This is a genomic window from Ruegeria sp. G10 (assembly GCF_056533645.1).
Window position 1 is genome coordinate 235,179 of sequence record NZ_JBQFOQ010000005.1, and the last position, 21,802, is coordinate 256,980.

Below are 21,802 nucleotides of genomic sequence, written 5' to 3' on the forward strand. Positions count from 1 at the left end.
CGGGGGCAGAGCCCCCTCTAGCCGTGCGACAAGCGCACAGGTTTACCATGGGGAGTGGTCAGATACGCCTCTTCCCAAGCATTGCGCACAGCCGCGATGTCGTCGGGGGCGGCATCGCCCTGCTCGGTCAGAAGCGTCTCGAGCGTTTCAAGCCAGGCGTGAAAGTAGTCGTCACCGCCATCCAGCTCTTTATTCAACCCATTGCGTTTCAGCGTCTGCGAAAAGCGCGCCGCCCAGTCGGGCCAGTCAAAACGGCCCGCTTCGTTCAGCGCCACGGTGACGGCAAAGACCTGCGCGTGCCAGGGTTCAGCAAAGACCGGCTCGGGCGCGGAATGGGTGATACACTCGCTCATGCCGGTTCCAGATAGGATTGCCACAGGTCCAGCACGACCTCATCGCGGGGGTGTTCCGGATCGGCCCAAAGCTCGGACGCGGGGAATACCACCGCGTAAAGCGGCTCGGGCGCTTCGCCCAGCCCGTGCGCGTTGGAATCGGGCAATACATGAGTTCCGTGCAGGCGCAGGATGCGGCCCGTAGCGCCGGCGGCATAGATCGGCAGGCGGGTATGGCCACCCTCGACCAGCCGGTTGGCGGTGGGGCGCACGGTGCGGACGGCTTGCCCGGCCTCGAACTGCACCGCGACATTCGACGGGCGATCGGCGGGGCCGCCTCTGGCCAGCGCGGTCGCCACGTTACCGGCCTTAAGCTTGCGCGAGGCCAGCGGGTGACCCGTGTCCGCGGGTTCTCCGCGTAGGTCATCCAGTGTCAGCACACCCTGCTTCACCAGCAGATCGGCCAGTCCGGCCATCCATTTCTCGTAATAGGAAAACCGGGCGTAATCCTTGGGCGACAGGCATTCACGCGCATGACGCGACACGTCGATATTCCATTGCCCCAGAAAGCCCGAGGCCAGAGTCACCGCCAGCGCCCGCGCGTGCCAGTCCTCGGCAAAGATCGGGGCATCCTCGGCTTCAGGGTTGATCGGACCATCGCCAAACCGTCCGCCCATATCGTGAACCCGGGTCATGAGGGCACCCGCGCCAGTCCGGTGCCGATCATGCTGTCGCGGCTGACCAGCGCGGCCAGTTCGTCCTCACCCAGCCCCTCGGTCCCTTCCGGGCGCATCGGCAGCACGAGATAGCGCATCTCGGCAGTCGAATCCCAGACCCGGACTAAAGTCTCTTCTGGCAACGTCACGCCAAACTCGGCCAGCACCTTGCGCGGCTCGCGCACGGCACGGGCGCGGTAGGCGTCGGACTTGTACCAACCCGGAGGAATACCCAGCAGCGGCCACGGGTAGCAACTGCACAAGGTACAGACGACCATGTTGTGCTGTTCGGGCGTGTTCTCGACCACAACCATGTGCTCGCCCTGACGGCCAAAATAGCCCAGATCGGCCACAACCGGCGTCGCATCTTCAAGCAAGGCCGCCTTGAACGCAGGATCGCTCCACGCTTTGGCAACGACGCGGGCACCGTTCTGCGGGCCGATTTTGTTCTGATAGGTGTCGATGATCTCATCCAGCGCCGCCGGATCGATCAGCCCCTTGCGGGTCAGAATCGTCTCAAGCGCTTTGACGCGCAGAGCGGGTTCAGATGGCAAAAGGGCGTGCGGGTGGTCGTGATCGTCATGTGGCATGACACGCAGCCTGCGTTACAGATCAACGCCCTGTCCAGTCCCTTTGACGTGATGTGCAACATCAGCATCCGTGATGCCAACTCGTCCCTTGCCCCCGGAACCAAACTTGCATAAGTACCACGCGATACACGCCACGCTGTACGGGACACCCATGGAAAACGTCGTTCTCATCATCCATCTTCTTCTGGCCCTTGGCCTGATCGCCGTCGTTCTGATGCAGCGGTCCGAAGGTGGAGGCCTTGGCATGGGCGGCGGCGGTGGCGGCGCTATGACAGGCCGTGCCGCAGCAACCGCGTTGGGCAAGGTCACATGGATTCTGGCCGGGTGTTTCATCGTCACCTCGATCACGCTGACCATCCTGGCGGCCCAGAAATCTTCGGGCAGCTCGGTCATCGACCGTCTGGGCGTCCCCGCCCCGGCCGCGACCGAGGAAAGCGCACCCGCGGTTCCGACGGCGGATGACCTGCTTCCGCCGGCGCAGGGCGACAATGCACCGCTGATCCCGCAAGCGGACTGAGCCACAAAACCTAGAATTACGGAGGAGAACTGCAACAGCATCTTGCGGTTCTCTTGCGCTTTGGGCGCGAATCCTTTATACGTGAAGTCCCGTGATGCTGCGGTTTTTTCAAGCCGTCGGGCAGCAGATAATGACCTCTCACGGGAGCAGCCGAAAATCATGGCGCGTTTTATATTCATCACTGGTGGTGTGGTTTCGTCCTTGGGTAAAGGACTGGCTTCGGCGGCCTTGGGCGCGCTGTTGCAGGCCCGGGGATACTCGGTGCGGCTGCGCAAGCTGGACCCTTATCTGAACGTCGATCCCGGCACCATGTCGCCGTTTGAACATGGCGAAGTGTTCGTTACCGATGACGGTGCCGAGACCGATCTGGACCTGGGCCACTATGAACGCTTCACCGGTGTTGCCGCGCGCAAGACCGACTCGGTCAGTTCGGGGCGGATCTATTCCAACGTGCTTGAGAAGGAACGCCGCGGAGACTACCTCGGCAAGACCATTCAGGTGATCCCGCACGTCACCAACGAGATCAAGGATTTCATCGCCATTGGCGAGGATGAGGTTGATTTCATGCTGTGTGAGATCGGCGGAACCGTCGGCGACATCGAAGGCCTGCCCTTTTTCGAGGCCATCCGTCAGTTCAGTCAGGATAAGCCGCGCGGTCAGTGTATCTTTATGCACCTGACGCTGCTGCCCTATATCAAGGCGTCCGGTGAACTGAAAACCAAGCCGACTCAGCACTCAGTCAAGGAACTGCGCTCAATCGGCCTAGCGCCCGACATTCTGGTCTGCCGTTCCGAGGGTCCGATTCCGGTCAAAGAACGTGAAAAGCTGGCCCTGTTCTGCAACGTCCGCCCCGACAGCGTGATCGCGGCGCAGGATCTTTCCACCATTTACGACGCCCCTCTGGCCTATCACAAGGAAGGTCTGGATCAGGCGGTTCTGGACGCGTTCCAGATCAGCCCGGCCCCCAAGCCCGATCTGGCGAAATGGGAAGACGTCAGCGACCGTATCCACAACGCCGAGGGCGAAGTGAAGGTCGCAATCGTCGGCAAATACACCCAGCTTGAAGACGCTTATAAATCGATTGCCGAGGCCTTGACCCATGGCGGCATGGCAAACCGTGTCCGCGTCAAGATCGAATGGGTGGACGCCGAGGTGTTCGACACCGAAGACGCCGCCCCTTACTTGGAAGGGTTCCACGCCATCCTCGTCCCCGGAGGGTTCGGCGAACGAGGCACTGAAGGCAAGATCAAGGCGGCCCAGTATGCGCGCGAACATAAGGTGCCCTATCTGGGCATCTGCCTTGGAATGCAGATGGCGGTGATCGAAGCTGCCCGCAATGCGGCTGGCATCACCGAGGCGGGTTCGGAAGAATTCGACCACGAGGCTGGGAAAAAACGTTTCGAACCGGTGGTTTACCACCTCAAGGAATGGGTGCAGGGCAACCACAAGGTTGAACGCAAGGTCGGTGACGACAAGGGCGGCACCATGCGTCTGGGCGCATATGATGCCGTTCTGGCCGACGGATCGAAAGTGGCCGAGGTCTACGGCGGCACCGCAATCGAGGAACGCCACCGCCACCGGTACGAGGTCGATATCAAGTATCGCGACAAGCTGGAAAAGGCTGGCCTGAATTTCTCGGGCATGTCCCCCGATGGCCGCCTGCCCGAGATTGTCGAATGGTCGGATCACCCGTGGTTCATCGGCGTTCAGTACCACCCGGAACTGAAATCCAAACCCTTTGACCCGCACCCCCTGTTCCGCGAATTCGTGCGCGCCGCCAAGGACACCTCGCGACTGGTCTGATCAAGCGATTGTACCCCTCGGCGCGAAACATCTTTACGCGCCGAGGGTTCACACGGTTAACTGCCGCCATGACAGCGACAGGAGACCGGCCATGACCGATCAGATTACCCACGCGGAACAGTTTGCAGCCCTGCACAAAAAGGGCGACCCGGTCATTCTGTATAACATCTGGGACGCCGGCAGCGCCGGGGCCGTGCGCGATGCTGGGGCCAAGGCGATTGCCACGGGCAGTGCACCGGTCGCGATGGCGCAAGGCTACACCGATGGCCAGAATGTGCCGATAGGGGCGGCGCTGGCCAATGCCCGCCGCATCGTCGAGGCGGTCGACCTTCCAGTGACACTGGATTTCGAAGGCGGTTATGCGGAAAACCCTGCTGACATCGCAGCCAATGCTCAACGCGCTTTGGAAACAGGGATCATCGGCTTCAACTTCGAAGACCAGATCATTGGAACCAAAGAGCTTTATGACATCGAAACCCAAGCCGCCCGCGTCGCGGCCCTACGCGAAGGCTGCAATGTCGCTGGCGTTCCCGCCTTCATTAACGCGCGCACCGATATCTTCCTCAAAGCTGCACCCGACACACATGACGAGGGGATGCTGGACGACGCGATGGCTCGTGCGAAAGCCTATGCCGACGCCGGGGCCAGCGGCTTTTTTGCGCCGGGACTAAAAGACGAAGCGATGATCAAAAGCCTCTGCGACGCGACCAGCCTGCCGGTCAATATCATCGCCTTGCCCGGCACCCCCGATACGGCCACGCTGGCCGGGCTGGGCGTTGCGCGGATCAGCTATGGCCCGGTTCCCTACCGGCAAATGCTCGCATGGCTGCAGGACAAGGCCCGCGACGCGCTGCAAAGCAGGGCCTGATCCCGTTTGGGGATTGCATTCTGAGACATTCCTCAGCACCTTGCGCGTTGTAACCGCACGGAGGATGCCTCATGGCCAAAGGATACTGGGTCGCCCATGTCGATGTGGACGACTTTGAGACCTACAAATCCTACATCGCCGCCAATGCGCTTCCCTTCTCTGAGTATGGCGCGAAATTTCTTGTGCGTGGCGGCGATAGGACCGAGGTCGAAGGCAAGGCCCGCGCCCGCACCGTGGTGATCGAATTCCCCAGCTATGAACAGGCCTTGGCCTGTTATCAAAGCGACGCGTATCAGGCCGCCAAGGCGCTGCGCGACCCGGTCTCGACCGGCGATCTTGTGATCATTCAGGGTTATGAGGGTTAGTGCCGCTTGGCGCGCCCCGAATTAGGGAATATCCTGACCTCATGTTGAAAAAATTCTTTCAGGCCCTGCGTCCGCCACAACATGACAAGCTGCCTGACCCGGATGCCGAACTGGCCTTGGGCGCATTGATGGTGCGCGTGGCGCAGGCGGATCGCGACTATAAGCTGGAAGAGATCAGCCTGATCGACCGGATCCTTGCCCGCCTTTACCAGCATAACGCCATCGAGGCCGCCAAGGTCCGTGCGACTTGCGAGAAGCTGCACGCGGCCGCCCCCGAAACGGATACGTTCGGCAAATTGATCCGCGAAACCACCGACCTGCAGGAACGGCTGGCCGCGCTGGATGCCCTGTGGGAGATCGTATTGGCCGACGGCGACACGGATGAGGGTGAAATCAAAATTGTCGAAGAGGCGCGCGTTGCGATGGGCCTCAGTTTCAATGACAGCAAGGCCGCGCGTGAACGCGTGCTAAGCCGGTTGGAAGCGACCTAACCAACAACTATATGGTTCAGAATGTTCAGTGATTTCCTGTCCCGGCTGACACAGCCCCAGCCCGATCCGCTGGTCGAAGACGACGCCCGTCTGGCCCTGACCGCCCTTCTGGTGCGCATCGCGCGCTCTGACAACGACTACGCCGATACCGAGATGGCCCGGATCGACCGCATCTCGGCAGAACGCTATGGCTTGTCCCCGTTCGAGGCCGCCGCCCTGCGCGCCCGCGCCGAAGACCTCGAAGCCGAGGCCCCCGACACCGTCCGCTTTACCCGCGCGATCAAAGAGGCCGTTGCCTATGACGACCGCCTCGCCGTGGTGCAGGCAATGTGGTCGGTCGCACTGGCTGACGGGAACCGCACCGGCGAAGAGGATTCACTGCTGCGCCTTGTGGTCAGCCTGCTGGGCGTCAGCGACGTGGATTCAGCGCGCGCACGGCAAAAAGCGGCCAAGGCCTGATCCCTCGCGGATCACCCCATCTCAAGCGATCAAAGGACTGCACCGAGTCCAATCTGGACATCGTGCAGGTGCTGTGCGCACGGTGAGCCATGTCGCTGACGCAAGACTTAGAGCAAATTCTTGAAACCGCCCTGCCAAGCGACCCCAGCTTTGGCAGGATTGAAAAGGCGGCGATGGACGATTGCGTCAATGATGCCCGGCAGCACGCTTTGGACGGTTCCAAAGAAGCGTTCTTGTTGTCCGCGATGCGTCTAATGGCACTTCCCGGAAACGGCCACACACGACTGATTCCGAACGATGCGATTTCCGTGCTTCCGCTGAGATTTGTGAGCGTCGGAACAGCCATTCACCTCACTTTCGCTGCACCAGGCATAACACCTTCCAGAGGACAACTGCTTACCGTCAACGGTGCGCCATTGGGCCAGATTGAAAGCGCCGCAAGGGAATATCTTGCAGGAACGCCGCAAAGAAAACGGGTTATCGGGCCAATCCTTCTCGCTTGGCCGTATGCTTTGGCTCATCTGGGGTTTCCTTCAACAGACGACACAACCACGTACCGCGTGCAGGACGAGAATGGACAGATTACCGATGTGGACGTGGACAACGGGCATACGGTTCGCGCGTCGACGCTCTATCCCAGAAACGAGCACGGACGGGCTGATCCGACCTGGGAACCTGAGACATTCGCAGAGATAGCGGATTGGAAGAATCTTGGGCTTTCCATAACTCTGCCGAGTTTCTTTGATCCCAGCAAAAGCGTGTTGCCAAAAGCGATCTCAGGCGCGGCAGAGAGGGTAAAGGCTCAGCCTACCACAACGCTCTTGATCGACGTCCGCGGAAATACCGGTGGCGATTTTCTTCAGACGATGCCCTTGATCGACGCAGTCTGCGAAACAGCAAGCAGGCAGGTTGCCGTGCTCTTGGATAAGTTCACGTTTTCGGCTGCAATCGTGTTCGTCGCGATCTTGAAGCATCGCCTAAAAGACCGGCTCAGACTGTTCGGAGAAGAAATGGGCGACGGGTTGACTTTCTTTGCCGAGGGCGGAGTGCTTGATCTGCCAATCAGCGGCGCGGCAGTCCGCTATTCGTCGGCGTTTCACGATTGGAAGAATGGAACCACGGATCAGACCACTCCGCCCGAGATCGCCCGGCAAATAGTCGCGGCGGGAACGCTGAAGTTCGACCAAGAACCTTTTACGAGACCCGCTGATGCCGATGCCCAAGCCACCGTCTATCGCCGAATACTCAGTCGTCTGGGCGAGTAGACGATCAACCTCTCTGCCTGCAAAGCTGACCTAGGGTGAGAAACCGCACAGTGCACGGTGCCCAATACAACCGAAACGATAAACTGGCGATTCTGGCCAGAGCACCTGGTCATTTTGGCAATTTCGCCGCCTGAATTTGTCATTTGCGCATTGCATTGGCCCGATTTTTCGGCCCTAGTACCGCACCAAAGATACTCACAACAGCTGGACCGCCCGTGACAGAAACCGCTCCCGTCATCGAGATCAAGAACCTGCATAAAAGCTTCGGACATCTCGAGGTGCTCAAGGGAGTGGACATTACCGCCCATCGCGGCGACGTGGTGTCTTTGATCGGCTCGTCCGGGTCCGGGAAATCCACGCTTCTGCGCTGCTGCAATCTGCTGGAAGACAGCCAGCAGGGCGAGATCATCTTCAAGGGCGAGCCTGTTCAGTGGACCGGCAGCCAGCATAATCGCCGTCCGGCAGATGCCAAACAGGTGCTGCGAATCCGGACCAACCTGTCGATGGTGTTTCAGCAGTTCAACCTGTGGGCCCATATGACCATCCTGCAAAACGTGATGGAGGCCCCCGTTACCGTGCTGGGCCGCGACAAGGCCGAGGTCGAGGACAGCGCCCGCAAATATCTGGAGAAGGTTGGTATCGGCGACAAATGCGACGTCTATCCGGCGCAGCTGTCGGGCGGCCAGCAACAGCGTGCCGCGATCGCGCGCGGGCTCTGCATGGAACCCGAAGCACTGCTGTTTGATGAACCCACCTCGGCGCTGGATCCCGAGCTGGAGCAGGAAGTCATCAAGGTCATCAAGGATCTGGCCGCCGAAGGCCGCACCATGATCATTGTGACACACGACATGAAAATGGCGGCAGATATCTCCAGCCATGTCGTGTTCCTGCATCAGGGCCTGATCGAAGAAGAAGGCACACCCGAAGATATTTTCACTGCCCCTGAATCCGAACGGCTTCAGGGCTTTCTCTCCGCCACTCAGGCGGCATAATCAACGGACAGAACCAATAAGGGGAGTAACAATGAAAAACCTGATTCTGACCACTGCAGCACTGGCGCTGACCGCCGGTATCGCCATGGCCGACACCGTTCGCATGGGGACCGAGGGTGCCTACCCTCCGTACAACTTCATCAATGACGCCGGCGAAATCGACGGCTTCGAGCGTGAAGTTGGCGACGAGCTGTGCAAGCGCGCCAATCTGGACTGCGAATGGGTCAAGAACGACTGGGATTCGATCATTCCGAACCTCGTTTCGGGCAACTACGATACCATCATCGCGGGCATGTCGATCACCGACGAGCGTGATGAGGTCATCGACTTCACCCAGAACTACTTCCCGCCAGCGGCTTCTGCCTATGTTGGTGCGGCAGATGGTGTAGACGTGTCCGGCGGTATCGTCGCGGCGCAGACCGCGACCATTCAAGCTGGCCACGTGGCCGAGTCCGGCGCAACTCTGGTCGAATTCGCAACCCCGGAAGAGACTATCGCAGCCGTGCGCAACGGCGAAGCTGATGCCGTTTTCGCCGACAAGGACTTCCTGGTTCCGATCGTCGAAGAATCGGGCGGTGAGCTGGTCTTTGTGGGCGATGACGTGCCGCTGGGCGGCGGCATCGGCCTTGGCATCCGCGAATCCGACGCAGAACTGCGCGGCAAGTTCGACGAAGCCATCACCTCGATGAAAGCGGACGGCTCGCTGAACGAGTTGATCGTGAAATGGTTCGGCGAAGGCGTTCCGACCTACAACGCTGACGGCTCGGTTGTAACCAACTAAGCCCTCCGACCAACGGTCCGGCGCGTCAGCGCGCCGGACATGCCCGGACCTGAGACCGGGCCAGACGTTCGAAAGACGCCTATGTTCTCGTATTGCGCTGATCCTGACACGCTGGGCACGTTCCGCTGGTTCTCGTGCTATCTGACCAATGGCGTCCACTGGTCGTTCTACCTGTCTTTCCTCAAAGTGCTGGGCCTGCTGGCCGTCACGGCGCCCGTCGCACTCAGCTTCGGCTTTGCCGGGGCGATGGCAGCGCGGTCGCATTTCCCGCCGCTCAGCTGGTTGGGCAAAGCCTATATCGCCATCGTGCGCGGCGTTCCCGATATCGCGTTTTTCCTGTTCTTCGTGATCGCACTGGATCAGGGGTTCGAATGGCTGCGCCATAAGGTCCTGTGCCCGGAATGGACCGACCCGATCCGGCAGGGCAACGATTTCATCGTCTGTCAGGCCGCAAAGCTGCCTCTGGGCAGCGCACCTGAATGGATGCACGAAACCTATGGCTTTTTCCTGGCGGTCATCACTTTCTCGATCGTGTTCGGAGCGTTCGCCGCCAACGTCCTGTTCGGCGGCATGCGCGCCGTGCCTCATGCGCAACTGGAAACGGCCGAGGCCTATGGCATGACCCGCCGCCAGACCTTCTGGCGCATCCTCGTGCCGCAGATGTGGGTCTACGCCCTGCCCGGACTTTCCAACCTGTGGATGGTACTGATCAAGGCAACCCCGCTGCTGTTCCTGCTGGGCATCGAAGACATCGTCTATTGGGCCCGCGAACTGGGCGGTACCAAGACGTCCCGCTTTACCGACTATCCCCACGGGGACTGGCGCATGTGGTATTTCCTCGCCCTGCTGATCTTTTATCTCGGCATGACCCGCGTGTCTGAGATCGGGCTTGAGAGACTGATGCGCCGCCTGTCCCACGGTCAGGCCACATCCGGCGGAGAGCTGCTGCGCAAGGAGACGACCGCATGAGCTGCCTCCAGACCATTCAGGACTATGGCCTGCGCTCCATCGGCTTTGGTGAGCGCCTGTTGCCACGGAACGACTTTACCTTGTGCGAGCAATTCACCCTGATCGGCTCGGGCATGATCTGGAATGTCTATTTCGGCCTGATGGCGCTGGCGACGGGTTTCTTTCTGGCCACCGCGCTGGCCGTCGGGAAGGCATCTGCCAATAAATGGCTGCGCAAGCCGTCCGAGTGGTTCATCTTCCTGTTCCGGGGCTCGCCGCTGTTCATCCAGTTCTTCTTTGCCTACTTCTTTTTCCTGTCTCTCAAAAAGACCTATCCCATGTTCGACGCGTTCACGTCGGCATGGCTGGGCGCACTGATCGTTCTGTTCCTGAATACCGCCGCCTACTCCGGCGAAATCTTCTATGGTGCTCTACGCTCGATCCCCAAGGGCGACATCGAAGCGGCAGATGCCTACGGCATGTCCGGGTGGGCGCGGTTCCGCCGCATCATCTGGCCGACCATGCTGCGGCTGGCCTGGCCCGCCTACACCAACGAGGCGATCTTTCTGTTCCATGCCACGACGCTTGTCTTCTTCTCGGCCTTTCCAGCCTGGCAACAACGCGGCGATGCGCTTTATTACGCCAGCTACTTCGCGGACAAGACATTCAACCCGTTTGTCCCCTATCCGATATTGGCGTTCTATTTCATCCTGCTGACGCTGGTCATCGTCTGGGGCTTTGGCATGGTCAACAAACGCCTGAACAGGCACCTGCCTGAGGCACGCAAAACCAAAATGCGTTTCCGATTGAACCTCGCGCGCTAATCCCAATCGACCGGGTTCAGCCGAAACAACTTGGCAAGCTGCTCGTACACCTGCGGCACCTCGTGCTGCAGCGCGCGGGGGCGCTCAAAGAACACCTCGACTGAAACTGCAAAGAACTCCTCGTGCCCGGTCGCCCCATAGGGATCGATGACGGTGCGGCGTCCACTTTCAACGGCCTGGACGTGGTGGTCGTAGGCGGTCAGGAATACCTGCTCCCACTCGGCAAAGCTCTGCCCTTCGCTCAGGATTGGCACACCATTGGTGCCCCCGGACAGATCGTCGATTTGGTGCGCGAACTCGTGCAGCACGACGTTGTGCCCATCATGATCGTCCAGCGCGCCCTGCTGGCTGTGCGCCCAAGACAGGATCACGGGTCCGCGATCCCAGCTCTCACCGGTCCGAACGATCTCTTTCTCGGACACAACATAGCCCGAGCGCCGCTGCTGCTTTGACTTGAAGGCATCGGGATAGATCAGGATCGTTGTCAGATTCTCGTACCAAAGGTCGCTGTTGACCACGAGCAAACAAGCCTGTGCCGCGATCGACAGCTCCATCTCTTCGGTCACGTCCAGTCCGTCACACCCGTAAAAGCGTACCTGATCCAGGAACAGGTTTACCTTGCCGTCCAGATGTTGGCGCAGAGCGGGTGGCAAGCGCCGGATGATTGGCACCTGATTGTCGATGATTTCACGCTGACGCGCGCTGAGTGGCGTTGCCAGCAGTGTCTGGCGCGCTTGCCGCTTGGACCAGAGGTAATAGGCCAGCCCGGCGGCGATCAGGAAGACTATGGTCAGGAACGCAAACATACCTAAAGACTACAAGACTCGACTGCGCGGGTACAATCGCTTGCCGAACGCCTATGCCAATTTGATCAAATTTAGTGACAAGGTATCTCCCCTCCTTTAAACCTGCGGGAAACCGACCAACGGAGCCTAAGATGGACCTGAGCGCCCTGCACACCTTCCGCGTTGCGGCATGTGATCTGAATGGCCAGATGCGCGGCAAACGCGTGCCGCCCTCTTACGCCGCCAAGCTGGATCAGGGCGCGGTTCGGATGCCGTTTTCGGCGCTGAATGTCGATCTTTGGGGCGCGGATATCGCCGACAGCCCGCTGGTATTCGAAAGCGGCGATGCCGATGGCGTTCTGCGCCCGACCGAACGCGAGCCGGTGCCCATGCCGTGGCTTGATACGCCGACCGCGCTGGTGCCGATGTGCCTCTACGACGACCATGGCACAGCATTTGCGGGCGATCCGCGCCATGCGTTGTCGGCTGTGCTGAACCGCTATGCCACGCGGGGCTGGTCCGTGATCGCCGCCACCGAGCTTGAATTCACGCTGCTTGACTCATCGGCTTCCGCGCCGCAGCCTCCGCTAAACCCCGTGACCGGGCGCAGATTGCGGGGTGAAGCGGTGCTGTCCATGGCCGAGATGGACGCATTCGACACCTTTTTTACCGAGCTTTATGATGGCTGCGAAGCTATGGGCATCCCCGCGCAGACGGCTATTTCCGAAAGCGGCATTGGTCAGTTCGAGATCAATCTGAACCATCAGGAGGCCCTGCGCTGCGCCGATGACACTTGGCTTTTCAAGGCATTAACACGCGGCCTTGCGCGCAAACATGGCTTTACCGCGACCTTCATGGCCAAACCTTACGCAGAAGATGCGGGCAACGGAATGCACGTTCATTTCTCGATTGTGGACTCTAACGGGAAAAACGTCTTTGACAATGGCGGCCCCGAGGGTACGCAAACGCTGCTTTCAGCGGTCGCGGGGTGTCTTTCGGCGATGCCGGGATCGACTCTGGTGTTTGCGCCCCATGGCAACTCTTACACGCGGCTTGTGCCCGGGGCCCATGCGCCCACCGGCGCAAGCTGGGCCTATGAGAACCGCACCGCCGCCCTGCGCATTCCGGGCGGAGCCCCGGCAGCACGGCGGATCGAACATCGCGTCGCTGGCGGGGATATCAATCCCTACCTGATGCTCGCCGCTGTTTTGGGGGCGGCGTGGGTCGGGATCGAGGATGCGATGCAACCGCCCGCACCGATCTCGGGCAATGCCTATGAGATCGACGGATTACCTCAACTGGCCGCCGACTGGCCGTCGGCGATTACCGCCTTCGAGACCGATCCGCTGGTTGCGCGTGTCTTTCCGGACGCGTTGATCCGCAATATGGCCATGACCAAACGACAGGAAATCGCACGTTTCGCGGATCACGCACCCGAGACGCACTGGCTCAGCTACCTTGAGGCTGTATGATCCCCTTGCCCGACCCTGTGGGCTTCGATAGAATAAATTTGATCAAATTTGGTGACCCATGAAAATCGGTATCCTCGTAACCGGCCATCCGCCCGACGAATTGCATGATCAGTTCGGAGAGTATGACGGCATGTTTCGCACCCTGCTGGACGGCAACGATTTCGAGTTTCAGACCTTCAACGTTGTTGACGACGAGTTCCCCGACAGCGCACAGGACGCTGATGGGTGGGTGATCACCGGGTCGCGCTTCGGCGCGTATGAAGATTATCCGTGGATCACAAGGCTGGAACATCTGATTCGCGATATTCGGGACACCGGAAACCCGCTGATCGGTGTCTGTTTTGGACATCAAATCATCGCCCAAGCCCTTGGCGGAAAAGTGGAAAAGTTCAAAGGCGGCTGGGCGGTTGGGCGTACGGATTATGCATTCGAGGGTAAGACCGTAACACTGAACGCCTGGCACCAGGATCAGGTTGTCGAGGTCCCCGACGGGGCCAAAGTGATTGGTCGGAATGACTTCTGCCAGAATGCCATGATTGCCTATGGCGACACCATCTGGACGGTGCAGGCGCACCCGGAATACGGCAACGAATTTATTCGGGGCCTGATGGACACCCGCGGCAAAGGCGTGGTTCCCGACGCGTTGATGCAGGCCGCTGCCAACCGCAGCGATGGCGCCGACAACAATCGCGAAATCGGGCGCTACATGGCAGAGTTCCTGAAGAAAGAGAGGGCCTGATGGCCGATTGGAAAGATGAGCTGCCGCAGGCGGCACGAACCTATATCGACGGTCAGCGACTGGATGAGGTCGAATGCATCATCTCGGACCTTCCCGGCATTGCCCGCGGCAAGGCGGTGCCTGCGTCGAAATTCGCAAAACAGACCTATTTCCATCTGCCCGACAGCATCTTCTACCAGACCATCACCGGCGATTGGGGAGAGGCAGCAGGCGAAGACGGGTTCATCGAACGCGACATGATCCTCAAGCCCGATTTCACGACCGCATCCGCCGCACCATGGACGGGCGACTGGACGCTGCAGGTGATCCACGACGCCTATGACCGCGACGACAACCCGATTCCGTTCAGCCCGCGCAATGTGCTGAAACGCGTTGTGCAACTCTACCACGACAAAGGCTGGAAGCCCGTTGTTGCCCCTGAGATGGAGTTCTTTCTGGTCGCCCCGAATGTCGATCCCGCACAAGAGATCAAGCCGATGATGGGCCGCTCAGGACGTCCGGCGGCGGCGCGGCAGGCCTATTCGATGACAGCTGTGGACGAGTTCGGGCCGGTGATCGACGACATTTATGACTTCGCCGAACATCAGGGGTTCGAGATCGACGGCATTACCCAAGAAGGCGGCGCAGGCCAGCTTGAAATCAACCTGCGCCACGGCAATCCCGTGAAGCTGGCGGATGAAGTGTTCTATTTCAAACGCCTGATCCGCGAGGCCGCCCTGCGCCACAACTGTTTCGCCACATTCATGGCCAAACCGATCGAGGATGAGCCGGGCTCGGCCATGCATATCCATCATTCGATCATAGATATCGAGAGCGGTCAGAATATCTTCTCGGGTCCGCAAGGGGGGGAAACCGATGCGTTCTACCACTTCATTGCGGGGCTGCAGAACCACCTTCCGGCGGGTCTGGCGGTGATGGCGCCCTATGTGAACTCCTATCGGCGCTATGTGAAGGACCACGCCGCGCCGATCAATCTGGAGTGGGCGCGCGACAATCGCACCACCGGCATCCGCGTGCCGCTGTCGGGCCCCGAGGCCAGACGAGTGGAAAACCGTATCGCAGGCATGGACTGCAACCCTTATCTCGGTATCGCGCTTTCGCTGGCCTGCGGTTATCTTGGCCTGACCCAACAGGAACGCCCCCGCCGTCAGTTCTACGGCGACGCTTATGAGGGCGATGGCGATATCCCGCAGGTCATGGGCAACGCGCTGGATCTGTTCGACGAGGCCACTGCGCTGCACGAGGTGCTCGGTCCCGAATTCGCCCGCGTCTATGGCATCGTAAAACGAGCAGAGTATGAGGAATTCCTGCAGGTGATTTCTCCGTGGGAGCGTGAGCATCTGCTGATGAACGTCTGAGCCAAGCGATGAACCTGCTCTATGCCAATGACCGCAAGGCCGAATTTCCGGCCAGCTGGTATGCCGCGACGGCCAACACCATTGATCGCTTCCCCTCGCTTACTGGGGACGTAAAGGCCGATGTCTGTGTGGTCGGCGGCGGATACACGGGCCTGTCTGCCGCCTTACATCTGGCAGAAGCTGGGTTCGATGTGGTTCTGCTCGAGGCGCATCGCGTAGGTTTTGGTGCATCAGGCCGCAACGGCGGCCAGTTGGGCAGCGCACAACGGATGGATCAGGAAGACCTAGAACGGCTGGTCGGGGATGATGACGCTGCCAAGCTGTGGGAATTGGCCGAGGACGCCAAGGTTCTGGTGAAATCTCTGATCGCCAAACACCAGATCGAGTGCGATCTGAAACCCGGCGTCGCTGTGCTGGGGCTAAGTAGCAGTGAACAGCAAGAGCTTCACGACCACGCGGCGCATCTGTCCAACCGATATGGCTATGACCAGATGGAGATTCTGGATGAAGGCGCAGGCCATGCGCTTTGCCCCTCGCCCTCCTATCGCGGAGGCTATCTGGACAAAGGCGCGGCACATCTGCATCCGCTGAACTACGCTTTGGGGCTGGCGCAGGCGGCGGCCAAAGCGGGTGTGCGCATCTTTGAAAGCACCGATGTAACGGGGGTCGAAGACTCCGCGCCCGCCATCGTCCAAACCGCTCAGGGCAACGTGAGTGCCGATCACCTCATTCTGGCCTGCAACGGATATCTGGGCGGGCTGAACAGCAAGGTCGCGGCGCGGGTTATGCCGATCAACAATTTCATCGCCGCGACCGAGCCTTTGGGCACAGATGCCGCCCGAGTTCTGACGCGCGACGTGGCGGTGGCCGATACCAAATTTGTTGTGAATTACTTCCGCCTCAGCGCCGACAATCGCCTACTGTTTGGCGGCGGCGAAAGCTATGGCTATCGCTTCCCTTCAGACATCGCCGCCAAAGTCCGCAAACCGATGATCGAGATCTTCCCTCATCTGCGAGACGCCCGGATCGACTACGCCTGGGGCGGTACGCTGGGGATTACCATGCGGCGGATGCCATACCTAACGCGCATTGCCCCGAACATCCTGTCCGCCTCGGGCTATTCCGGCCACGGTGTGGGCACCGCAACCCACGCCGGACAATTGATGGCGCTGGCGATACAGGGCCAGGCTGAGGGCTTTGACACCATGGCTCGCGTGCCCGCCCTGCCCTTCCCCGGCGGCCCCGCCCTGCGCAGCCCCCTGCTGGTCCTGGCGATGACGTGGTTCGCCCTGCGCGACCGGCTGGGCCTCTGATCCCTCAGATCACGACAGTTTGGTGAAATTTCGCCAATTTGGCGAAACAGGTCTTGGCGTGGGCACTTTATGACTTTATGTTTCCCAAAGGTAAAATTCGGGAAATCCAAATATGACGCTTGTACCCAACGTCCATGACGCCGAACCCATCCCCGCCGCCGCACGAGACGCCATCGACGCCCTGATGCAATCCGGCGATCTGTTCCGCTATACCGCGCCGCAGGATGCGCCGGTCGCCCTGCTTGAGGCCGAATTCGCTGCGCTGTTGGGCAGCAAATATGCGCTGGCCGTGTCGTCCTGTTCTGCCGCTTTGTTCCTATCGCTCAAGGCGCTGGACCTGCCGCGGGATGCGCGGGTGCTGATCCCGGGCTTTACTTTCGCCGCCGTACCATCGTCGATCGTTCATGCGGATTGCATTCCGGTGCTTTGCGAGGTCGGACAGAACTATCGCATCGACATGGAAGATTTCGCCGCCAAGCTGGACGGCGTGCAGGCTGTCATCATCAGCCATATGCGCGGACATACCTCGGACATGGACGCGATCATGGCGCTGTGCGATGCGCGCAATATCCCGGTGATCGAGGACGCGGCCCATTCGCTGGGGACCACCTGGCACGGGCGCAATATCGGCACCATCGGCAAGATGGGCTGCTTCTCGTTCCAGTCCTACAAGATGATCAACGCCGGCGAAGGGGGCATTCTGGTCACCGACGACGCCGATCTGGTCGCCCGCGCGGTGATCATGTCTGGCGCGTATGAGCACAACTGGAAGAAACACGCGGACGCGCCCGAGCTTGTGCAGGCCTTTGGCCGCTGGCAGAACCGCTTACCGCTTTATAACCTGCGCATGAGCAACCTCAGCGCCGCGGTGATCCGGCCTCAGATCCCTGAACTCGCACGCCGCGTAAGGGACGGTCTGGCGAACCATGATTACGTCGCAAATCGCTTGAATACATCACCTTACATCGACGTACCCGCGCCGTTGACGCCCGAGCGCCGTGCGCCGGATTCGATCCAGTTCAATCTGGTCGACCTCAGCGATGATGAGATCAAGGCTTTCTCAGCCGCGGCCGAGGCGCGCGGCGTCAAGGTGCAGATCTTTGGCCTGAGCCAAGACAACGCCCGCGCCTTCTGGAACTGGCAATTCCTGCCTGAACAGGTCGATCTGCCGCAAACCCGCGCTATGCTGATGACCGCCTGCGACGTGCGCCTGCCCGTGCGCCTGACGCGCGAGGAACTGGATGTGATCGCGGACATCCTGCTGGCCTCGGTCGGAGAAGTCGTCGGCCCGATGCCGGTCTACGGCACCTAAGTCCCCGATAAATCAAACACCTGAACAGACAAAAACAGCGCGTCGATCCCATCCGGGGTCGGCGCGATGCGCGACAGTACCCCCGTCACCGCTGGGCCGTTTTGCGTCTGCACCAATAACGGAGCCCCGGAGTCCCCCATCATCACCGGGCAAATCGCGCGTAACAGACCCGACCCAAGCGTGTCGGGCCTGCAGCTTCCGGTGCGGCTCAGGACGTGCGGGCGCAGACCGGGATAGCCTGCAACAAACCCTGCGCCTGACGCCTCCCCGGCGATCGCCAGAAACCCGACCTCTGCGCCAACCGGGTCGGCAAGCTCCAACACGGCCCAGTCCAGATCAGCAGTGTTATTGAAGGCACCGTTCACACCCTGCGCCGGGTCCAGCCGGTAGGCGTTGACGGTCGAAACGGCGACGGCCTGACCACGTTGATACCCTGCCGCGAAGCGAATGCTCGAAGGCGGTATCCAGCGTTTGCGGCCAGAATTATAAAGGCAATGCGCCGCAGTCAGAACCAGACGGTCTGATACCAACACCCCCGTGCAATGAGACCGTTGGCTGCGGCTGGCGAAATTCACGCGCCCAATGGCACGCCAAGGCACCTCCGTAGCGTCCAATATTTCGCGGCTCCGGATATCTTCGCAGCCCGCCGAGGCGTCTTGTCCCAATGTGCAAACCGGCTCCCACACGCGTGAGAATTGCCCCTGCGCCAGCGCGACCTGCCCCCAAAGCAGTGCAGCAATCGCGGCCAGCCAGCGCATCGAAGCGATCAGCTGAGCTTGGACAGTTTCTGCTGCAGCTCGGCCAGTTGCTTCTTGATATCGTCCAGATCCTCTTTCGGTTCGGACGTCTCGCTATCGGCATCCGGGCCGGACCATTTGCCCGACAGACCGCCGGTCATGGCTTTCAGAAACGCCTGTTGCTGCGCCTGCATCGCCTCGAACCCCGGCATCTGCGACATCGGGTTCATCGCGTTCATGTTCTCCATCATCTTGGACTGGCTCTCGCGCAGCATCTCGAACGAGCTCTGCAGGAATTGCGGCATCATCCCACCGCCCGGCACCATATAGCTGCGTACCAGATCGTTCAGCACATTCACCGGCAGCACGTTTTCGCCCCGGCTTTCATGTTCGGCAATGATTTGAAGCAGATACTGACGGGTCAGATCGTCCCCGGTTTTCAGGTCGATGATCTGCACCTCGCGCCCATCGCGGATAAAACCGGCGATATCTTCGAGCGTAACATAGTCGCTGGTCTCGGTGTTATACAGCCGACGGCTGGCATAGCGCTTGATCAACAACGGCTTTTCTTGGTCTGACACCGTTTACCCTCCCCAAGGATGATGCGTTGCAGCAGAGGTTATGCGACTGCAGAACAAAAAGAAAGGGCAGGTCAAGTGACCTGCCCGCAGCGATTGCACCATTTGGGAGGAATGGGTGCCCTTCGCAGTTCCTATTTTACTTTGCAGCTGCAGCTTTCTTCGCAGCAGCAGTCACCTCGTTGGTGGCTTTCTTGACGGCTGCGGTTGCATCTTCTGCAGCGTCTTTACCAGCAGCCATCAGCAGCTCGACGGTTTCGGTCTGAACTTTTTTCGCGATTTCAGCGAAGGCAGCCATGTTTTCAGCAGCAACTTCAGCCGACGCGCTTGCGAAGTCGGTTGCAGCTTTGGCGTAGTCAGCAGGCTCTGCTTTTGCTTTCGACATCTCGGTCAGCTTGGCCAGGGTTTCCTTGGTCCATTTGTTCGAGATTTCAGCCGACTTTTCAGCTGCGTCCAGGGCAACGCCCGACAGCTTTTCGTTCAGCGAAGCGGTCGATTTGAATGCATCTTCCAGAGCAGTCGTGTCAACCGGGAATGCGCCCATCATCTCTTTCAGGGTCGCGGTAAAGTCTTGGGTCTTTGCCATTGTCCTAGTCCTCTTAGTCTGTCCGGGCCCGCCCCGGTTTTCATCAGCTTGAGGACAATATGATTGCTGCGCCGCAGCATTACAAGTTTTTTCTTGCTGCAGTGCAGAATAATTTTAGTTTCAATTTGAAATCAGCGACTTGCCTTGACCAAAACATACGTCCCCGGAGCTGCGCATAGTCGGGGATGGTCCGAATCACCGGTATCGCGAGCCGGAACCTGCTTGCCGGACCGCTTCTTCAGCCAAGCCTCCCACATCGGCCACCATGAACCTTCGTGGAAGTCGGCCTCTTTCAACCAGCTGTCAGCGTCGGCCTTCATATCAGGGTTGGTGTAATGGCCGTATTTCTTCTTGCTGGGCGGGTTCACGATGCCTGCGATATGGCCCGATTCCGAGACCACGAAGGTCTTGGATTTCGATCCCGTCTGCTGCACACCGCGATAGCAGTCTTTCCAAGCCGCGATGTGGTCGGTCTCGCAGGTGATCGCCATCAGGGGCACGTCAACGTCCTTAATATGCAGCTTGTGCCCCATCAGCTCGAACCCGTCGGTGACGAAATCGTTGCTCTGACAGAGACCGCGCAGATACTGGATCGCCATCCGGCCCGGCAGGTTGGCCCCGTCCCCGTTCCAATACAACAAATCAAAGGCGGGCGGCGTTTCGCCCATCATGTAGTTGCGGATCGCCGGCGTATAGATCAGGTCGCGCGACCGCAGGAAGGACATGGTCCGCCCTATGATCCACGCCTTGAGCACACCGTCTTTGGAAACCTGATCCTCGATCCCATCGACGAAATCGTTCTGCAGGAAGGGCGTGAACTCGCCCTGCTCTCCGAAATCGGTCAGCGTGGTGAAAAAGGTCGCCGATTTCACCGACTTGTCGCCGCGTTGTTTCATCAGCGACAGGGTCAGATTCAGCGTCGTCCCCGCGATGCAATAGCCCACCGCGTTGACCTGTTTGACCTTGCAGATCTTCTTGGCCTCTTCAATGGCGGTCAGGAACCCGTCCTGAATATAGTCCTCCATCCCGATATCGGCATGAGAGCTATCGGCATTGACCCAGCTGACCACAAACAGGGTATAGCCCTGCTCGGTCACCCATTTGATCAGGCTGTTCTGCGCCTTGAGGTCAAGGATATAGAACTTGTTGATCCACGGCGGGAACAGCACGATCGGCGTTTCATGCACCGTCTCGGTGACCGGCTTGTACTGGATCAGCTCCATCATCCGGTTGCGATAGACCACATCGCCGGGGGTGGTGGCGATGTTGCCGCCGATCTCGAACGCGCTTTCATCGGCCAGCCTGACAACCATCTCGCCATCGTTGGCCTCAAGGTCCGACACAAGGTTCTCCAGCCCCTGGATCAAGGACTGCCCCTCGGTCTCGATCGCCTTTTCCAGCGCATCGGGATTGGTGGCCAGAAAATTTGTCGGCGCCATCATGTCGATGATCTGTTGCGAGAAATACTGAAGGCGCTGTTTGTCCTTGGTATCCAGATCCTCAACCGAAGCAACGGCTTGCGAGATCGCTTCGGCATTGGTCTGATACTGCTGGCGGATCAGGCGGAAATAGGGGTTGGTTTCCCACATCGGGTTGGAAAACCGTTTGTCCTTGGACGGAGCCTCGGGCGCGCTGGTTTCACCACCCGTCATGGCTTTCTGCGCCTCGGCAAAGTTCAGAACAGACTTTCCCCAGTACTCGATCTGATGCTGCAGCAGCTTGGTCGGGTCCTGAAAAGCCTCGGTCCAATACGCTGTTGCTGCTTTCGCAAAAAGCTCTTGATTCGGGCCGTCCAGCGCCGGGGTGTGCGGCGTTTTGCCAGCCATGACCTCTATCAGACGCTTGGACAATTCTTCGACTTTGCCCATATTTTCCTTAAGCCGATCAATATGTTCATCGGTCAGCTTGGGTGTTTGGCCGTCAGTAGTTGTCATTTTAACAATTCCCACCTAATCTCGCTGCTATGCAGAA

24 protein-coding genes are annotated in these 21,802 nt (G+C 59.7%); 16 read left to right on the forward strand and 8 right to left on the reverse strand.

The window, feature by feature from the left end; translation table 11 throughout:
- Nucleotides 1-17: 17 nt before the first annotated feature.
- The 3 genes from ACR0KM_RS11270 to nthA are packed head-to-tail and all read right to left on the reverse strand — an operon-like array spanning nucleotide 18 to nucleotide 1,638.
- Nucleotides 18-353 (reverse strand): nitrile hydratase accessory protein, encoded by a 336-nt coding sequence (locus ACR0KM_RS11270; protein WP_480861521.1) that lies wholly within the window; start codon nucleotides 351-353, stop codon nucleotides 18-20.
- The gene (gene nthB, locus ACR0KM_RS11275) at nucleotides 350-1,027 is read right to left on the reverse strand and encodes a nitrile hydratase subunit beta (RefSeq protein ID WP_480861522.1); all 678 of its coding nucleotides are present in this window, start codon (nucleotides 1,025-1,027) and stop codon (nucleotides 350-352) included. Before nthB ends, ACR0KM_RS11270 begins: the two co-directional genes overlap by 4 nt.
- Complete coding sequence (nthA, locus tag ACR0KM_RS11280) at nucleotides 1,024-1,638, reverse strand: nitrile hydratase subunit alpha (RefSeq protein WP_480861523.1); 615 nt, start codon at nucleotides 1,636-1,638, stop codon at nucleotides 1,024-1,026. The genes nthB and nthA overlap by 4 nt, the downstream gene beginning before the upstream one ends.
- Nucleotides 1,639-1,789: 151 nt before the next feature.
- Between nthA and secG the strand changes: the two genes are divergently transcribed.
- The 11 genes from secG (at nucleotide 1,790) to ACR0KM_RS11335 (ending at nucleotide 10,951) form a co-directional block, all read left to right on the forward strand.
- Nucleotides 1,790-2,155, forward strand: coding sequence for a preprotein translocase subunit SecG (secG, locus tag ACR0KM_RS11285; protein WP_480730529.1), 366 nt, complete (start codon nucleotides 1,790-1,792; stop codon nucleotides 2,153-2,155).
- Nucleotides 2,156-2,314: 159 nt separating this feature from the next.
- Nucleotides 2,315-3,958, forward strand: coding sequence for a CTP synthase (locus ACR0KM_RS11290; RefSeq protein WP_480861524.1), 1,644 nt, complete (start codon nucleotides 2,315-2,317; stop codon nucleotides 3,956-3,958).
- Between the two features lie 91 nt (nucleotides 3,959-4,049).
- Nucleotides 4,050-4,826, forward strand: coding sequence for an isocitrate lyase/PEP mutase family protein (locus ACR0KM_RS11295; RefSeq protein ID WP_480861525.1), 777 nt, complete (start codon nucleotides 4,050-4,052; stop codon nucleotides 4,824-4,826).
- 71 nt (nucleotides 4,827-4,897) lie between these two features.
- Entirely contained in the window at nucleotides 4,898-5,191 is a 294-nt protein-coding gene (locus ACR0KM_RS11300; RefSeq protein WP_480861526.1) for a DUF1330 domain-containing protein, read from the forward strand.
- A 41-nt stretch (nucleotides 5,192-5,232) separates the two neighbouring features.
- On the forward strand, nucleotides 5,233-5,682 hold the full coding sequence (locus tag ACR0KM_RS11305) for a tellurite resistance TerB family protein (protein ID WP_480861527.1): 450 nt from the start codon (nucleotides 5,233-5,235) through the stop codon (nucleotides 5,680-5,682).
- 21 nt (nucleotides 5,683-5,703) lie between these two features.
- On the forward strand, nucleotides 5,704-6,141 hold the full coding sequence (locus tag ACR0KM_RS11310; RefSeq protein WP_480821479.1) for a tellurite resistance TerB family protein: 438 nt from the start codon (nucleotides 5,704-5,706) through the stop codon (nucleotides 6,139-6,141).
- 89 nt (nucleotides 6,142-6,230) lie between these two features.
- Nucleotides 6,231-7,406 carry a S41 family peptidase gene (locus ACR0KM_RS11315; RefSeq protein WP_480861528.1) on the forward strand — a complete coding sequence of 392 codons (1,176 nt, stop codon included), beginning with the start codon at nucleotides 6,231-6,233 and terminating at the stop codon, nucleotides 7,404-7,406.
- Nucleotides 7,407-7,621: 215 nt separating this feature from the next.
- A complete protein-coding gene (locus ACR0KM_RS11320; RefSeq protein WP_480821475.1) occupies nucleotides 7,622-8,398 on the forward strand; it encodes an ABC transporter ATP-binding protein in 777 nt (258 codons plus the stop codon).
- Nucleotides 8,399-8,429: 31 nt separating this feature from the next.
- Nucleotides 8,430-9,179 (forward strand): transporter substrate-binding domain-containing protein, encoded by a 750-nt coding sequence (locus tag ACR0KM_RS11325; RefSeq protein ID WP_480821473.1) that lies wholly within the window; start codon nucleotides 8,430-8,432, stop codon nucleotides 9,177-9,179.
- A gap of 81 nt (nucleotides 9,180-9,260) precedes the next feature.
- Nucleotides 9,261-10,148 (forward strand): ABC transporter permease, encoded by an 888-nt coding sequence (locus tag ACR0KM_RS11330; RefSeq protein WP_480822403.1) that lies wholly within the window; start codon nucleotides 9,261-9,263, stop codon nucleotides 10,146-10,148.
- Complete coding sequence (locus tag ACR0KM_RS11335; protein ID WP_480821471.1) at nucleotides 10,145-10,951, forward strand: ABC transporter permease; 807 nt, start codon at nucleotides 10,145-10,147, stop codon at nucleotides 10,949-10,951. The genes ACR0KM_RS11330 and ACR0KM_RS11335 overlap by 4 nt, the downstream gene beginning before the upstream one ends.
- Here the strand turns inward: ACR0KM_RS11335 and ACR0KM_RS11340 are convergent.
- On the reverse strand, nucleotides 10,948-11,757 hold the full coding sequence (locus ACR0KM_RS11340) for a M90 family metallopeptidase (protein ID WP_480821469.1): 810 nt from the start codon (nucleotides 11,755-11,757) through the stop codon (nucleotides 10,948-10,950). The genes ACR0KM_RS11335 and ACR0KM_RS11340 overlap by 4 nt on opposite strands.
- 131 nt (nucleotides 11,758-11,888) lie before the next feature.
- Here ACR0KM_RS11340 and ACR0KM_RS11345 point away from each other — a divergent pair, with 131 nt between their 5' ends.
- From ACR0KM_RS11345 to ACR0KM_RS11365, 5 genes are all read left to right on the forward strand, one after another.
- Nucleotides 11,889-13,208, forward strand: a complete 1,320-nt coding sequence (locus ACR0KM_RS11345; protein ID WP_480861529.1) for a glutamine synthetase family protein — start codon at nucleotides 11,889-11,891, stop codon at nucleotides 13,206-13,208.
- A 58-nt stretch (nucleotides 13,209-13,266) separates the two neighbouring features.
- Entirely contained in the window at nucleotides 13,267-13,947 is a 681-nt protein-coding gene (locus ACR0KM_RS11350) for a type 1 glutamine amidotransferase (RefSeq protein ID WP_480861530.1), read from the forward strand.
- A complete protein-coding gene (locus ACR0KM_RS11355; RefSeq protein ID WP_480861531.1) occupies nucleotides 13,947-15,305 on the forward strand; it encodes a glutamine synthetase family protein in 1,359 nt (452 codons plus the stop codon). Before ACR0KM_RS11350 ends, ACR0KM_RS11355 begins: the two co-directional genes overlap by 1 nt.
- Nucleotides 15,306-15,313: 8 nt before the next feature.
- On the forward strand, nucleotides 15,314-16,618 hold the full coding sequence (locus tag ACR0KM_RS11360; protein ID WP_480861532.1) for an NAD(P)/FAD-dependent oxidoreductase: 1,305 nt from the start codon (nucleotides 15,314-15,316) through the stop codon (nucleotides 16,616-16,618).
- Between the two features lie 112 nt (nucleotides 16,619-16,730).
- A complete protein-coding gene (locus ACR0KM_RS11365) occupies nucleotides 16,731-17,930 on the forward strand; it encodes a DegT/DnrJ/EryC1/StrS family aminotransferase (RefSeq protein WP_480861533.1) in 1,200 nt (399 codons plus the stop codon).
- Here the strand turns inward: ACR0KM_RS11365 and ACR0KM_RS11370 are convergent.
- The 4 genes from ACR0KM_RS11370 to ACR0KM_RS11385 all read right to left on the reverse strand — a co-directional run bounded on the left by ACR0KM_RS11370 (nucleotide 17,927) and on the right by ACR0KM_RS11385 (nucleotide 21,765).
- On the reverse strand, nucleotides 17,927-18,688 hold the full coding sequence (locus ACR0KM_RS11370; RefSeq protein WP_480861534.1) for a trypsin-like serine peptidase: 762 nt from the start codon (nucleotides 18,686-18,688) through the stop codon (nucleotides 17,927-17,929). The two genes, ACR0KM_RS11365 and ACR0KM_RS11370, sit on opposite strands and share 4 nt — an antisense overlap.
- Before the next feature lie 8 nt (nucleotides 18,689-18,696).
- Nucleotides 18,697-19,248 (reverse strand): polyhydroxyalkanoate synthesis repressor PhaR, encoded by a 552-nt coding sequence (gene phaR / locus ACR0KM_RS11375; RefSeq protein WP_480821455.1) that lies wholly within the window; start codon nucleotides 19,246-19,248, stop codon nucleotides 18,697-18,699.
- A gap of 136 nt (nucleotides 19,249-19,384) precedes the next feature.
- The gene (locus ACR0KM_RS11380) at nucleotides 19,385-19,831 is read right to left on the reverse strand and encodes a phasin family protein (protein ID WP_480821453.1); all 447 of its coding nucleotides are present in this window, start codon (nucleotides 19,829-19,831) and stop codon (nucleotides 19,385-19,387) included.
- Nucleotides 19,832-19,962: 131 nt separating this feature from the next.
- Complete coding sequence (locus ACR0KM_RS11385; protein WP_480821451.1) at nucleotides 19,963-21,765, reverse strand: PHA/PHB synthase family protein; 1,803 nt, start codon at nucleotides 21,763-21,765, stop codon at nucleotides 19,963-19,965.
- Nucleotides 21,766-21,802 lie beyond the last annotated feature (37 nt).

Bases quoted from the DNA above. Each gene is read 5' to 3' on its own strand.
- ACR0KM_RS11360 (WP_480861532.1), top strand. From the start codon at position 15,314: ATGAACCTGCTCTATGCCAATGACCGCAAGGCCGAATTTCCGGCCAGC.
- ACR0KM_RS11365 (WP_480861533.1), top strand. From the start codon at position 16,731: ATGACGCTTGTACCCAACGTCCATGACGCCGAACCCATCCCCGCCGCC.
- ACR0KM_RS11350 (WP_480861530.1), top strand. From the start codon at position 13,267: ATGAAAATCGGTATCCTCGTAACCGGCCATCCGCCCGACGAATTGCAT.
- ACR0KM_RS11335 (WP_480821471.1), top strand. From the start codon at position 10,145: ATGAGCTGCCTCCAGACCATTCAGGACTATGGCCTGCGCTCCATCGGC.
- ACR0KM_RS11380 (WP_480821453.1), bottom strand. From the start codon at position 19,831: ATGGCAAAGACCCAAGACTTTACCGCGACCCTGAAAGAGATGATGGGC.
- ACR0KM_RS11330 (WP_480822403.1), top strand. From the start codon at position 9,261: ATGTTCTCGTATTGCGCTGATCCTGACACGCTGGGCACGTTCCGCTGG.
- ACR0KM_RS11345 (WP_480861529.1), top strand. From the start codon at position 11,889: ATGGACCTGAGCGCCCTGCACACCTTCCGCGTTGCGGCATGTGATCTG.
- ACR0KM_RS11315 (WP_480861528.1), top strand. From the start codon at position 6,231: ATGTCGCTGACGCAAGACTTAGAGCAAATTCTTGAAACCGCCCTGCCA.
- ACR0KM_RS11290 (WP_480861524.1), top strand. From the start codon at position 2,315: ATGGCGCGTTTTATATTCATCACTGGTGGTGTGGTTTCGTCCTTGGGT.
- ACR0KM_RS11355 (WP_480861531.1), top strand. From the start codon at position 13,947: ATGGCCGATTGGAAAGATGAGCTGCCGCAGGCGGCACGAACCTATATC.
- ACR0KM_RS11325 (WP_480821473.1), top strand. From the start codon at position 8,430: ATGAAAAACCTGATTCTGACCACTGCAGCACTGGCGCTGACCGCCGGT.
- ACR0KM_RS11340 (WP_480821469.1), bottom strand. From the start codon at position 11,757: ATGTTTGCGTTCCTGACCATAGTCTTCCTGATCGCCGCCGGGCTGGCC.
- ACR0KM_RS11370 (WP_480861534.1), bottom strand. From the start codon at position 18,688: ATGCGCTGGCTGGCCGCGATTGCTGCACTGCTTTGGGGGCAGGTCGCG.
- ACR0KM_RS11270 (WP_480861521.1), bottom strand. From the start codon at position 353: ATGAGCGAGTGTATCACCCATTCCGCGCCCGAGCCGGTCTTTGCTGAA.
- ACR0KM_RS11305 (WP_480861527.1), top strand. From the start codon at position 5,233: ATGTTGAAAAAATTCTTTCAGGCCCTGCGTCCGCCACAACATGACAAG.
- ACR0KM_RS11385 (WP_480821451.1), bottom strand. From the start codon at position 21,765: ATGACAACTACTGACGGCCAAACACCCAAGCTGACCGATGAACATATT.
- nthA (WP_480861523.1), bottom strand. From the start codon at position 1,638: ATGCCACATGACGATCACGACCACCCGCACGCCCTTTTGCCATCTGAA.
- ACR0KM_RS11295 (WP_480861525.1), top strand. From the start codon at position 4,050: ATGACCGATCAGATTACCCACGCGGAACAGTTTGCAGCCCTGCACAAA.
- secG (WP_480730529.1), top strand. From the start codon at position 1,790: ATGGAAAACGTCGTTCTCATCATCCATCTTCTTCTGGCCCTTGGCCTG.
- nthB (WP_480861522.1), bottom strand. From the start codon at position 1,027: ATGACCCGGGTTCACGATATGGGCGGACGGTTTGGCGATGGTCCGATC.
- ACR0KM_RS11300 (WP_480861526.1), top strand. From the start codon at position 4,898: ATGGCCAAAGGATACTGGGTCGCCCATGTCGATGTGGACGACTTTGAG.
- ACR0KM_RS11310 (WP_480821479.1), top strand. From the start codon at position 5,704: ATGTTCAGTGATTTCCTGTCCCGGCTGACACAGCCCCAGCCCGATCCG.